The sequence below is a fragment of the Nonomuraea roseoviolacea subsp. carminata genome, assembly GCF_024172185.1.
GTDB classification, from domain to species: Bacteria; Actinomycetota; Actinomycetes; order Streptosporangiales; family Streptosporangiaceae; genus Nonomuraea; species Nonomuraea roseoviolacea.
In genome coordinates this window covers 6,957,213-6,970,317 of sequence record NZ_JAMZEC010000001.1, presented here as the reverse complement: position 1 = coordinate 6,970,317, position 13,105 = coordinate 6,957,213, and the positions used below count along the sequence as shown (strand labels likewise).

General features: G+C 74.0%; 9 protein-coding genes. 8 read left to right on the top strand and 1 reads right to left on the bottom strand.

The annotated features are described in order from the left end of the window. The first annotated feature begins 109 nt into the window (after positions 1-109). Positions 110-1,315, top strand: coding sequence for an aspartate aminotransferase type Ic (locus tag HD595_RS32155; protein ID WP_253775574.1), 1,206 nt, complete (start codon positions 110-112; stop codon positions 1,313-1,315). 57 nt (positions 1,316-1,372) lie between these two features. Here HD595_RS32155 and HD595_RS32150 read toward each other — a convergent pair whose 3' ends face one another. Further along, positions 1,373-1,903: a hypothetical protein gene (locus tag HD595_RS32150; RefSeq protein ID WP_253775572.1), complete on the bottom strand. Its 531-nt coding sequence runs from the start codon at positions 1,901-1,903 to the stop codon at positions 1,373-1,375. Positions 1,904-2,003: 100 nt separating this feature from the next. Here HD595_RS32150 and HD595_RS32145 point away from each other — a divergent pair, with 100 nt between their 5' ends. From HD595_RS32145 to HD595_RS32110, 7 genes are all read left to right on the top strand, one after another. Further along, complete coding sequence (locus tag HD595_RS32145; RefSeq protein ID WP_253775570.1) at positions 2,004-3,365, top strand: FAD-binding oxidoreductase; 1,362 nt, start codon at positions 2,004-2,006, stop codon at positions 3,363-3,365. A gap of 195 nt (positions 3,366-3,560) precedes the next feature. Beyond that, the gene (locus HD595_RS46245) at positions 3,561-6,203 is read left to right on the top strand and encodes a serine/threonine protein kinase (protein WP_308211286.1); all 2,643 of its coding nucleotides are present in this window, start codon (positions 3,561-3,563) and stop codon (positions 6,201-6,203) included. A gap of 138 nt (positions 6,204-6,341) precedes the next feature. Next, positions 6,342-6,989: a TetR/AcrR family transcriptional regulator gene (locus HD595_RS32130; RefSeq protein ID WP_253775568.1), complete on the top strand. Its 648-nt coding sequence runs from the start codon at positions 6,342-6,344 to the stop codon at positions 6,987-6,989. A gap of 53 nt (positions 6,990-7,042) precedes the next feature. Next, positions 7,043-8,578 carry an acyl-CoA carboxylase subunit beta gene (locus HD595_RS32125; protein ID WP_253781390.1) on the top strand — a complete coding sequence of 512 codons (1,536 nt, stop codon included), beginning with the start codon at positions 7,043-7,045 and terminating at the stop codon, positions 8,576-8,578. Then, entirely contained in the window at positions 8,575-10,488 is a 1,914-nt protein-coding gene (locus HD595_RS32120; RefSeq protein WP_253775566.1) for an ATP-binding protein, read from the top strand. Before HD595_RS32125 ends, HD595_RS32120 begins: the two co-directional genes overlap by 4 nt. Continuing rightward, positions 10,485-11,330 (top strand): enoyl-CoA hydratase-related protein, encoded by an 846-nt coding sequence (locus HD595_RS32115; protein ID WP_253775564.1) that lies wholly within the window; start codon positions 10,485-10,487, stop codon positions 11,328-11,330. Before HD595_RS32120 ends, HD595_RS32115 begins: the two co-directional genes overlap by 4 nt. Before the next feature lie 28 nt (positions 11,331-11,358). After that, complete coding sequence (locus tag HD595_RS32110; RefSeq protein ID WP_308211284.1) at positions 11,359-13,092, top strand: acyclic terpene utilization AtuA family protein; 1,734 nt, start codon at positions 11,359-11,361, stop codon at positions 13,090-13,092. Positions 13,093-13,105: the final 13 nt, after the last annotated feature.

The window sequence follows — 13,105 nt, the reverse complement described above, 5'->3', positions numbered from 1 at the left end:
CGTTCGTCATGATTCGCCCCGTCCGTCCTTCCACATGGCGGACCGATTCCTGCTCACGGGGCCGCTTCTTCTATCCTTCGTATCCGACCCATTCGGAGGAGAGAATCTCGTGAACGCTCAGCGCGACTACGCCGACCTCGTCCAGCGTGGCCTCTCGCTCGACCTGACCCGTGGCAAGCCGTCCCCGCGCCAGCTCGATCTCTCCGACGACATGCTCCGCCTGCCGACGAGCTTCCGCGCCGCCGACGGCACCGACACCCGCAACTACGGCGGCCTGCAGGGCCTGCCGGAGCTGCGCGAGCTGTTCGCGCCGCTGGTCCAGGTGCCCGCGGGCCAGCTCGTCGTGGGCGGCAACTCCAGCCTGGCGCTGATGCACGACACGATCGTGCACGCGCTGCTCACCCCGGTCCCGGGCGCCGCGCGGCGGTGGGTCGAGGAGCCGAAGGTCACGTTCCTGTGCCCCGTGCCCGGCTACGACCGCCACTTCACGATCACCGAGCGGTTCGGCATCACGATGGTGCCCGTCCCGATGAACGCCGACGGCCCCGACATGGACGTCGTGGAGCGCCTGGTCGCCACCGACGCCAGCGTCAAGGGCATGTGGTGCGTGCCCAAGTACAGCAACCCGTCCGGGGTCACCTACAGCGCCGAGACGGTGCGCAGGCTCGCCGCCATGCCGGCCGCCGCGCCCGACTTCCGGATCTTCTGGGACAACGCCTACGCGGTGCACCACCTCACCGACGCCCCGGCCGAGCTGGCCGACCTCCTCGCGCTGGCGGCCGAGCACGGCAACCCCGACCGCGTGTTCGTCTACGCCTCCACCTCCAAGGTGACGCTGGCGGGCAGCGGCGTGTCGTTCTTCGGCTCCTCCCCCGCCAACGTCGAGTGGTTCCTGTACAACACCTCCAAGCAGTCCATCGGCCCCGACAAGGTCAACCAGCTTCGGCACGTGGAGTTCCTGCGCGACCCCGAGGGCGTCGCCGCGCACATGCGCCGCCACGCCGAGCTGATCTGGCCGAAGTTCGAGCTGGTCGACCGGGTGCTGGCCAAGGAGCTGGGCGACCTCGGCACCTGGAGCAGCCCGGTCGGCGGCTACTTCATCAGCCTGGAGGTGCCACACGCCGGCGAGGTGGTGGCCAAGGCCAAGGCGGCGGGCATCGCGCTCACCCCGGCCGGCGCCACCCACCCCTACGGCAAGGACCCCGACGACCGCTTCATCCGCATCGCGCCCACCTTCCCGGGGCTCGACGAGCTGGAGCAGGCCATCACCGGCCTCGCCGTGTGCGCCCGCCTGGTCGCCGACGAGCACGCCTGACCGCTTCTTTGCGAAGGCGGCCGCACCTCCTTCGGAGAGCGGCCGCACGCAACGGCTTCAGGAGCGGCCGGCGCGCCTGAAGCCGAAGATGTAGTCGCGCGTCTCGCTCGGATGGACCGAGACGCCGTCGACGCCGGGCTCGAAGACGACGTTGTCGCGCGCGCAGTACCGCAGGCGCTCCCACACCTGGAGCGCCTGCTCGCGCGCGGGCTCCTCGGCCCGGTCGCGCCGGCGGGCGCCGTACGAGCCGAGCACCTGGAGCAGGCCGAATCCCCAGAACAGGCCGGTGAGGCAGAACGGCGCGAGCAGCACCTCGCCCCAGCCGGAGTCCTTGCCCATCGCGATCACCAGCGACACCACCAGGTGCACGAGGGCGGCCACCCCGAGCAGGATGTAGCCCTGGTTGCGCACCCAGGGCGCGTACTGGCGGCTGGGGAACGACATCCACACGGCGAGCTGGGTGCGGCTCATCTGGTGCTTGGTCGCGCCGAGCGACACGGCCGTCGGCAGGTCGGCGATCTCACGCTCGCCGGGCAGCCGCACGCGTCCGATGCGGTACGTGGTCCCCGCCGCCACGGCTCCCGGCACGGAGACGACCTGGTCAGCCTGGGAACACACCGGACACGTCACTTCCACCCGGGCAGTCTGGCCGTAAGCGTCGATACGCGCAAACCGTAAGGTTCTTCATGTGAGACCCATCGATGCCTTGGTCGACGCCCTTCCCGCCGGGCGTGTCGTCACCGATCCCGACGTGGCCGACTCCTACGCGCGCGACCGCACGTTCGTCGAGCCCGGCAAGCCCCTCGGCGTGGTGCTGGCCGCCACCCGCGACGACGTCGTCACCACGATGCGCTGGGCGAGCGAGCACCGCGTCCCGGTCGTGCCGCGCGGCGCGGGCACCGGCCTGGCGGGGGCGGCCACGGCGACCGACGGCTCGCTCGTCCTGTCCCTCGCCCGCATGACCGCGATCAGGGAGCTGTCGCCCGCCGACGAGATCGCCGTGGTGGAGCCCGGCGTGATCACCGCCGACCTCGACCGGGCCGCCCGGGAGCACGGGCTCATGTACGCGCCGGACCCGTCGTCGTACGAGATCTCCACGATCGGCGGCAACCTGGCGACCAACGCGGGCGGGCTGCGCTGCGTCAAGTACGGCGTGACCCGCGACTCGGCGCTCGGTCTGGAGGTCGTGCTGGCCGACGGGCGGATCCTCGACACCGGCCGCCGCACCATGAAGGGTGTCACCGGCTACGACCTGACCGGGCTGTTCGTCGGCTCGGAGGGCACGCTCGGCGTCATCACCTCGGCCACGGTGCGGCTGCGGCGCGCGCCCGCCCGGCCGCCGGCGACGTTCGCCGCGGAGTTCGGCTCGCTGCGCGACGCGGGCGCCGCGGTGGCGGCCATCATGGCGGCCGGCTGCCAGCCGTCGCTGATGGAGCTGCTCGACCGGGCGACGCTGGAGGCGATCGACGACTGGCGCAACATCGGGCTGGAGGCCGGGACGAACGCCATGCTCATCGGCCAGTCCGACGCCTCCGACGGCCAGGCCGCGGTCGAGCGCATGGAGGCGCTGTGCGTGGAGAACGGCGCCTCGTTCGTGGCCGTCTCCTCCAGCCCGCAGGAGACCGAGGAGCTGATCGGCGTGCGCCGCATGGCCTACGAGGCCAAGGAGCGGCTGGGCGCGTGCCTGGTGGAGGACGTGTGCGTGCCGCGTTCGGTGCTGCCCGAGATGATCGAGGGGATCGAGGCGGCGGCGGCCAGGCACGAGGTGAAGATCTGCACGGTGGCCCACGCCGGTGACGGCAACCTGCACCCGGTGTTCGTCTTCGAGCACGGCCTGGCCGAGCCGCCGGCGAACGTGTGGGCGGCGGCCGACGAGGTGTTCACCCGGGCACTGGAGCTCGGCGGCACGCTGACCGGCGAGCACGGGGTCGGCCTGCTCAAGCGCCGCTGGCTGGCGCTGGAGTCCGGGCCGGTCGCGCAGGAGGTGCAGCAGGGCATCAAGGCGGTGTTCGACCCGCTGGGCATCCTCAACCCGGGCAAGGCCATCTAGCCCCTGTCATGCCCCTGTCATGCCGGTCCGCGGGGCTCACGGCGAGCGTGGTCCTGGCCACAATCCGCACACAAGCACTGACATGACCCGACAAATCATGAAAGAAATGACAAGGTCGGGCCACGCACCAAACATCACGCTGGTAGCGTTCTGCCCCAGTTGTTATGAAGTCATGCGTGGTCATGGGGGTCCAACGTGAATCCGTACCAGCCGTTGGCGGCGGACGATCCGCGACGGCTGGGGGCCTACGAGCTCCTCGGCCGTCTCGGCGAGGGCGGCCAGGGCGTCGTCTATCTGGGACGTGACGACTCCGGCGAGCAGGTGGCGGTCAAGCTCCTGCACCACGCCGCGGTCGCCGACCCGGAGGCCCGCAGCCGCTTCCTGCGCGAGGTCGCCGTGGCGCAGCGGGTGGCGCGGTTCTGCACGGCGCCGGTGCTCCACGCCGACCTGGAGGGCAGCCGGCCGTACATCGTCAGCGAGTTCGTGCCCGGCCCGTCGCTGCGCCAGCTCGTCATCAACGAGGGGCCGCGCCGGGGGGCCGCCCTGGAGCGGCTCGCGATCAGTACGGCGACCGCGCTGGCGGCCATCCACCGGGCGGGGATCCTGCACCGCGACTTCAAGCCCGCCAACGTGCTCATGGGCCCCGAGGGGCCGGTCGTGATCGACTTCGGCATCGCGCGGGCGCTCGACTCGCCCGGGGCGACGGCCACCGGCATGGCCATGGGCACGCCCTCGTACCTCGCTCCCGAGCAGCTCAGCGGCGGCGTGGTGTCCGAGGCCGCGGACGTGTTCGCGTGGGGCGTCACCATGGTGTTCGCCGCGACGGGCGCGCCGGCGTTCGGCGCCGACTCCATCCCCGTCGTGATGAACCGCATCCTGCACGAGGAGCCGCAGCTCGGCGGGATGGACGGCACGCTCGGCGAGCTGGTCGCCCTGTGCCTGTCCAAGGACCCGGCGGTGCGGCCGAGCGCGGACGAGCTGATCGTCCGGCTCACGGGTCAGCCCGCGCCGAAGGCGGCGATCGAGCCGGTGACGGGCGGCCAGGCGGTTCCGGGTGGTCAGCCCGTCTCGGGCGGTCAGCCCGTCTCGGGCGGTCAGCCCATACCCGGCGGTCAGCCCGTCTCGGGTGGTCAGCCCGTGCCCGGCGGTCAGCCCGTTTCCGGCGGCCCGCAGGGCGCGGCGCCCCACTCCGGCCCGCACCAGACGGGCGCGCATCTCCCCAACGCGGCCCAGCAGCCGGGCGGCCACCCCGGCGCGCGGCCTGCCGCCGGCGCGCACCCCGGCACGCCCCAGGCCGCCGCGGGCGGACACCCGGGCATGTCCCAGGCCGCCGCTGCCGGGCAGCACCCGGGCGCGGCCCAGCAGGGCATGCCCCAGCAAGGCGCGCCGCATCAGGGCGCCGCAGGCGAGCACCCCGGCATGTCGCAGGCCGCTGCCGCCGGCCAGCACCCGGGGGCGGCCCAGCAGGGGATGCCCCAGCCAGGCGGGCAGCACCCCGGCGGGCAGCAGCCTGTCGCGGGCGGCGCCCACCCCGTGGGGCCGGGCGGGCAGGCTCCGTGGCCGGGCCAGCACGGCGGCCAGCCGGGCGCCGGCGCGATGGGCCCCGGCATGGGCGGCGTGAACGCCCCCGGCCACCCCGGCCACCCCACCGGTCAGGCCGGTCACCCCCACCTGGCCGCCGCGATCGCCGGCCACGGCTCCCCGCCCGCCGGCCACAGTGGCGCGGCCCACGGCGGGCCCGCGAACGGCCAGAGCGGCCCCGCGAACGGCCAGAGCGGTCCCGCGAACGGCCGGAGCGGTCACGGCGGTCCCGGGAACGGCCGTGCCGGTCAGGGCGGCCACGGCGTCAACGGCCCCGGCGGGCAGCCGGGCGGGCAGGATCAGCCGGAGCAGGCCGCCAAGCAGCGCCGCACCCTCACCTTCGCCCTGTCCGGCGCCGCCGCCGCGGCCCTGCTCGTCGTGGCCGGCGCGGTCATCGTGCAGTCCCAGAGCAAGCCCACCGAGGTCGTCGCCGTGGGCAACCAGACCCAGGCGAGCCCCACCGACGGCTCGGGCGGCGGGCAGCCGGTGGAGCCGCCCCATGTGGAGGCCACCCCCGAGCCGGGCCTGCCGACGACCGGTGCGATTCCCACGCCCGACCTGGAGGAGCCCGAGCCGACGGAGACGGCGGCGGCGCAGAAGCAGCCGAGCCCCCTCCAGCCGGTCGCCACCCAGGCACAGATCCCCGCCACGGTGGCCCCGCCGAAGCACGAGGAGCCCAAGCACGAGGAGAAGACCTCCGCGCCGGCCCCCACCAGCAAGCCCACCAGGACGAAGAAGCACTCGGACGACATGGTGGACCCGGCCGCGGAGCCCACCGAAACCCCGGGCGGCGACCAGGTCTCGCAGCCTCCGGCGCAGCCCACGGCCAAGCCGACCGCGAAGCCCACCGCCAAGCCCACCGTGAAGCCCACGGCCAGGCCGACCACCGCGAAGCCGACGGTCAAGCCCACCACCGCCGCCCCGCTCAAGCCGAACCCGTACTCGGCGGCTCAGGTGTGCGGGGCGGGCTACAAGGTGATCGACAGCCACGCGCTCGGCGGCGACGCCACGATCTACCTGCTCTACAACGCGGGCTCGGGCCAGAACTGCGTGGCGACCATGTCGAAGTACGTGTATCCGGGCAAGGTCCCGATGAACGCCATTCTCCAGGTGAAGGGCGGCTCCAGCGGCGCGAACCCGGGCAGCTTCACCGCGTACGCGGGCCCGGTGCGCCAGAGCGCGAAGAAGCAGTGCGTGATCTGGGGCGGCAGCTGGAAGACGCAGACCTGGAAGTCGGGCTGGAGCCACTGCGGCTGACCCATGGAGGGGCCCGTCCCCCGAGCGTCACCCGAAGGCGTCCGACCGGTTCCCGGCCGGGCGCCTTCCGCTGTGCGGGCCCGCCGGACTCCGTGATGGCGCCTTCCCTCGGCGCGGCACGGGGGTTACGCTGTTGACGTGATCGTCAAGTCGGACGCGCTGACGGCCCGCGGCAGGCGCACCAGGGAGGCGCTGGTGCGGGCCGGCCGGGAGGCGTTCGACGAGCACGGGTACGACGCCGTGCGGGTCGACGACGTGTGCGCCAGGGCCGGCGTCTCCCACGGCACCTTCTACACGTACTTCCCGTCCAAGGAGGTGCTGTTCCGCGAGGTGGCCACGGCGGTCGTGGGCGAGATGTTCGCCGCCAGCGTGGTGGGCCCCGCGGCCTCCGGCGACCCGTACGCGCGGATCGAGGCCGCCAACCGGCTCTACCTGCGCGCCTGGTCGGCCAACTCGCGGCTGGTGCGGATGCTGGAGCAGGCCGCGGCCGAGGAGGGCCTGCGCGAGCTGCTGCTGGAGCTGCGCGAGGTGTTCGTGCGGCGCGGCGCCGACGGGTTGCGCCGCCTCCAGGAGCAGGGCCTGGCCGACCCCGCGCTCGACCCGCGGCTGACCGCGATCATGCTGGGCGGCATGGTCGAGCACTTCGCCCGCGTCTGGCTCGACCTCGGCGAGCCGGCCGACGAGCGCACGGCCGTGGACCTGCTGACCCGGCTGTGGGCCCGGGCCATCGGGTTGACGCCCGCACCCGAATCGACACCGGCGTCGACTTCCGCGGAGGACATGTGATCGGGAGCAGGCTCGACACCGGCGACCCCGAGTACACGCGGCGGCGCGCGGCGATGCTGGCCAAGCTGGCCGAGCTGGACGCCGAGCACGCCAAGGCGGTGGCGGGCGGCGGCGAGAAGTACCGCGAGCGGCACCGCGCCCGCGGCAAGCTGCTCGCCCGCGAGCGGATCGAGCTGCTGCTCGACCCCGACTCCCCGTTCCTGGAGCTGTCGCCGCTGGCCGCCTGGGGCAGCGACTTCCACGTCGGCGCGAGCGTCGTGACGGGCATCGGGGTGATCGAGGGCGTGGAGTGCGTGGTCTGCGCCAGCGACCCCACGGTGCGGGGCGGCGCCTCCAACCCGTGGACGCTCCGCAAGACCCTGCGTGCCTCCGACATCGCGCTGAAGAACCGCCTGCCGTACGTCAATCTCGTGGAGAGCGGCGGCGCGGACCTGCCGACACAGAAGGAGATCTTCATCCCGGGCGGTCAGGTCTTCCGCGACCTGACGCGGCTGTCGGCGGCCGGCATCCCGACGATCGCGCTGGTCTTCGGCAACTCGACCGCCGGCGGCGCCTACGTGCCCGGGCTGAGCGACCACGTGGTGATGGTGCGCGACCGGGCGAAGGTGTTCCTCGGCGGTCCGCCGCTGGTCAAGATGGCGACCGGCGAGGAGTCCGACGACGAGTCGCTCGGCGGCGCCGAGATGCACGCGCGCGTCAGCGGCCTGGCCGACCACCTCGCCGCCGACGAGCACGACGCGCTGCGGCTCGGGCGGCGGATCGTCCGCTCGCTCGGCTGGCGCAAGCTCGGCGCCCGGCCGCTCGCGCCGGTGCGCGAGCCCGCCCTTCCCGCCGAGGAGCTGCTCGGCCTCGTCCCGGACGACCTGCGCGTCCCGTTCGACCCGCGCGAGGTGATCGCGCGGATCGTGGACGGCAGCGAGTTCGACGAGTTCAAGCCGCTGTACGGCGCGTCGCTGGTCACCGGGTGGGCGCGGCTGCACGGCTACCCCCTCGGCGTCCTGGCCAACGCCCGGGGCGTGCTGTTCAGCGAGGAGTCGCAGAAGGCGGCCCAGTTCATCCAGCTCGCCGACCAGACGCGCACCCCGCTGCTGTTCCTGCAGAACACCACGGGCTACATGGTCGGCAAGGAGTACGAGCAGCGCGGCATCATCAAGCACGGCGCCATGATGATCAACGCGGTGTCCAACTCGACCGTGCCGCACCTGACCGTGGTCATGGGCGCCTCGTACGGCGCGGGCAACTACGGCATGTGCGGCCGGGCCTACGACCCGAGGTTCCTGTTCGCCTGGCCCAGCGCCAAGTCCGCGGTCATGGGGCCCGCGCAGCTCGCCGGGGTGCTGTCGATCGTCGGCCGCGCCTCCGCCGAGGCGCGCGGGCAGGTGTACGACGAGGAGGCCGACGCGGCGATGCGAGCCATGGTGGAGGCGCAGGTGGAGGCGGAGTCGCTGCCGTTCTTCCTGTCCGGGCGGCTGTACGACGACGGGGTGATCGACCCGCGCGACACCCGGACCGTGCTCGGGCTGTGCCTGTCGGCGGTCAACAGCGCGCCGGTGCCCGAGGCGGCGGGATACGGGGTGTTCCGGCCGTGATCACCCGTCTGCTGGTGGCCAACCGGGGCGAGATCGCCCGCCGCGTCTTCCGGACCTGCCGTGAGCTCGGCGTGGAGACCGTCGCGGTGTTCTCCGACGCCGACGCCCGCGCGCCGCACGTGGCCGAGGCCGACGCCGCGGTACGCCTGCCCGGCACGCGCCCGGCGGACACGTACCTGGCGATCGACCGGATCGTGGCGGCGTGCCGGGCCTCGGGGGCCGACGCGGTCCACCCGGGCTACGGGTTCCTGTCGGAGAGCGCGGACTTCGCGCGGGCGGTGCTGGAGGCGGGGCTCGTGTGGGTGGGGCCGCCGCCGGAGGCGGTCGCCGCGATGGGGTCGAAGGTGACGGCCAAGCGGCTGATGGCGGAGGCGGGAGTCCCGGTCCTGCCTTCGTGGACGGCCGGCGCGGATCTCCCGCTAGGAGCCGTACCGGGAGAGGACGACGGGAAGCCGGCGTACCCGCTGCTGGTGAAGGCGTCGGCGGGGGGCGGCGGGCGCGGGATGCGCGTGGTGCGCTCCCCCGCCGACCTCGCCGCGCAGGTGGAGTCGGCGCGGCGGGAGGCCGAGGCGGCGTTCGGCGACGGCACGGTGTTCGTGGAGCCGCTGCTGGAGGGCGCCCGGCACGTCGAGGTGCAGGTCCTCGCCGACACGCACGGCACGGTGTGGGCGCTCGGCGAGCGCGAGTGCAGCATCCAGCGCCGCCACCAGAAGGTCGTCGAGGAGTGCCCGTCGCCGGGGATCGGCGACGGCGTGCGCGAGAGCCTGCGCGCGGCGGCGGTCCGCGCGGCCCGGGCGATCGGCTACGTGGGCGCGGGCACCGTGGAGTTCCTGGTCAAGGGCGAGCGGGTGGCGTTCCTGGAGATGAACACCCGGCTCCAGGTGGAGCACCCGGTGACCGAGCTGGTGTACGGGGTGGACCTGGTGCGGCTCCAGATCGAGATCGCCGAGGGCTCCGCGCTGCCGGAGTCGCCGCCGGGGCCGCGCGGCCACGCCGTCGAGGCCCGCCTGTACGCCGAGGACCGCGACCACCTGCCGCAGACGGGCGTCCTGGCGCACGTCGAGATCCCGGGGCACGGCGTCCGCGTGGACTCCGGGGTGGAGCCGGGCTCCGTGGTGCCGCCGTACTACGACGCGATGCTCGCCAAGGTGATCGCGCACGGCGCCACGCGCGGCGAGGCGGTCCGGAAGCTGGCGGCGGCGCTGCGCCGGGCCCGGCTGCACGGCGTCACCACGAACCGCGACCTGCTGGTCGCCGTCCTCGACCATCCCGCGTTCCGCGCCGGTGACACGCACATCGGCTTCCTCGACGAGCACCGCGGCACGCTGCTGCCCGCGGACCCGCCGGGGCCGCCGCCGCTCGCCGTGCTCGCCGCCGCCCTGGCCGGGGCCGCCGCCAACCGCCGCGACGCCCGCGTCCTCGCGAGCCTTCCCGGCGGCTGGCGCAACGTCCGCTCGCAGCCGCGGACCGCCCGCTTCGAGGAGGCCGAGACGGTCTACGACCCGCTGCCGGACGGCGTCGCCGTGGTGTCCGCCGAGCCGGAGCTGGTGGTGCTGGAGGCGGACGGCGTGCGGCGGGCGTTCCAGGTCGCCCGCCACGGCGGCAGGGTCTACGTCGACTCGGGCGGCGTCCACGCCGAGCTGACGCCGCTCGCGCGCCTGCCGGAGCCGGTCGAGCGGGCCGCCCCCGGCTCGCTGCTCGCGCCCATGCCGGGCGGCGTCCTTCGCGTGGAGGTCAAGGAAGGGCAGCGCGTGGGCAAGGGACAGGCCGTCCTGGTGCTGGAAGCCATGAAGATGGAGCATCGGATCACCGCGCCCGCCGCCGGGATCGTGTCCGCGCTGCGCGTGGGCACGGGCGACCAGGTCGAGGCCGGGGCGGTGCTGGCGATCATCGACGAGGAGAACACATGACGCGCCTGGTCCACAGGGAGCTCGCCGGCGGAGTGGCCACGATCACCCTCGACTCGCCGCCGAACCGCAACGCGCTGTCCGTGCGGCTGCTCGGCGACCTGGAGGAACGGCTGACCTGGGCGCTGGCCGAGCCGGAGGCACGGGTGATCGTGCTGACCGGCACCGGCCCGGTCTTCTGCTCGGGCGCCGACCTGAAGGAGCAGCGGATCGAGCCCGCCTCGGGCGCCGCCGACGCGCCGGTGACGGCGTCGTTCCCGGAGATCATGGCGCTGCTCTGGGAGAGCCCGAAGCCGGTCATCTGCCGGCTCAACGGCACCGCCCGGGCCGGCGGCCTCGGCCTGGTGGCGGCCTGCGACTTCGCGGTCGCGCCGCTGACGGCGTCCTTCGCGTTCAGCGAGGTACGGCTCGGCGTGGTGCCGGCGATGATCTCCGTACCGGTGCTGCGCCGGCTGAATCCCCGGGCGGCGGCCGAGTACCTGATGACCGGCGAGGTGTTCGACGCCGCCAGGGCGGTGGAGATCGGGCTGCTGTCGCGCGCCGTGCCGGCGGAGGAGCTGGACGCGGCGGTCGCCCACTACGCGGACATGCTCGTCAAGGGCGGGCCGGAGGCGCTGGCGATCACCAAGCGGCTGGTGCGCGAGGTGCCGGCCATGCCGTTCGAGGAGGGGCTGCGGCGGATGACCGCGCTGTCGGCGCAGCGCTTCACGTCCCGGGAGGGGCAGGAGGGGATCGCCGCGTTCATGGCCAAGCGCCCGCCGTCCTGGGTCCCGGCCGCGCCGGGCGAGGAGAAGCCGGACGAGTCGGTCAAGCCGGCTGAGTCCTCCGGGGAGAAGCCGTCATGACGGTCACCGCGCCGCCGGAGGTGTGACTGTGACGGCGCTCCGCATCGCGAACTGCAGCGGCTTCTACGGCGACCGGCTCTCGGCCGCCCGCGAGATGGTCGAGGGCGGTCCCGTCGACGTGCTCACCGGCGACTGGCTGGCGGAGCTGACCATGCTCATCCTGGCCGGCAACCGCCTCAAGGGCCGTCCCGGCTACGCGCCGACGTTCCTCAGGCAGCTCGAGGACGTGCTCGGCCCCTGTCTCGACCGCGGCATCAAGATCGTCACGAACGCGGGCGGCCTCGACCCGGCGGGCTGCGCCGAGGCCGTCCACGAGCTGGCCGCCCGGCTCGGCCTGTCCCCCGCCGTCGCGCACGTCACCGGCGACGACCTCATGGGACGGCCGCTCGACCTGGTCAACGCCGACACCGGCGAACGGCTCGACGCCGAGCCGCTGACCGCCAACGCCTACCTCGGCGGGCGGCCCATCGCCCGGGCGCTCGCCGCGGGGGCCGACGTCGTGGTGACGGGCCGCGTCACGGACGCCGCCCTGGTGACGGGCCCGGGCATGTGGCGCTACGGCTGGGGCCCGGACGACCTGGACGCCCTGGCCGGGTCGGTGGTCGCGGGCCACGTCATCGAGTGCGGCTGCCAGGCGACGGGCGGCAACTACGCGTTCTTCCAGGACGTCCCGGACCTCGCGCACTGCGGCTTCCCGATCGCCGAGCTGCACGCCGACGGCTCGTCGGTCATCACCAAGCACCCCGGCACGGGCGGCCTCGTCTCGGTGGGGACGGTCACGGCGCAGCTCGTGTACGAGATCGCCGGACCGCGCTATCCCGGCCCGGACGTGGTGGCGCGCTTCGACACCGTCACGCTGTCGGACGACGGTCCTGACCGGGTGCGGATTACGGGGACGCGCGGGGAGCCGCCGCCGGACACGCTCAAGGTCGCGGTGACCGTCCCGGCCGGCTACCGCAACACGATGACGCTCGTGCTGACGGGCCTGGACGTGGCGGACAAGGCGCGGGTCGCGGAGGAGGCGATCTGGGCGCGGGTGCCGCGGGAGTCGTTCGACCAGGTGGACGTCACGCTCACGGACCGGGGGCTGCTGCGGATCACCGTCATGGACCGTGACCGGCGCACGGCGGGCCGCGTCTTCTCCTCCGCGGTGGTGGAGACGGGGCTGGCGGGCTATCCGGGCTTCCACGCGCTGACGCCCCCGGGGGACGCGTCGCCGTACGGGATCTACTGGCCGGTCCTGGTCCCGGCGGCCGAGGTCCCCTGGACCGTCCACCTCGACGGCCGCCCCCTCCCGCAGGACTCACAAGACCCCGCACCAGCTCCCGTGGGGAAGGAGGCGAACGGCCCTGCACCAGCCGAGGCCCCCCTGGCGCCGGGCCGGCGAGAGGAGATGCCGGTCACGCGGATGCGGCGGATCCCCCTGGGTCGCATCATGGGAGCCCGTTCGGGCGACAAGGGCGGCAACGCCAACCTGGGCGTCTGGGTCGGCACCCCCGAACGGCACGCCTGGCTCTCCGCCACCCTCACCGTGGACCGGCTGAAGGAGCTGCTGCCCGAGCTGGCCCCGTACCGCATCGACCGCCACGACCTGCCCAACCTGCGCGCCCTGAACTTCGTCGTCCACGGCCTGCTGGGCCGCGGCGTGGCCGCCAGCCCCCGCATGGATCCGCAGGCCAAGGCCCTCGGCGAGGAGTTGCGCGCCTGTCCGGTGGACGTCCCCGAGGACCTCCTGCCGGACTCCTCGGAGCGGCCGTCCTGACCGGCCCCCGACA

What these genes read in the sequence shown, in the direction of transcription:
- HD595_RS32125 (WP_253781390.1), top strand. Translation starts at nt 7,043, where the DNA reads ATGCTGGCCAAGCTGGCCGAGCTGGACGCCGAGCACGCCAAGGCGGTG.
- HD595_RS32115 (WP_253775564.1), top strand. Translation starts at nt 10,485, where the DNA reads ATGACGCGCCTGGTCCACAGGGAGCTCGCCGGCGGAGTGGCCACGATC.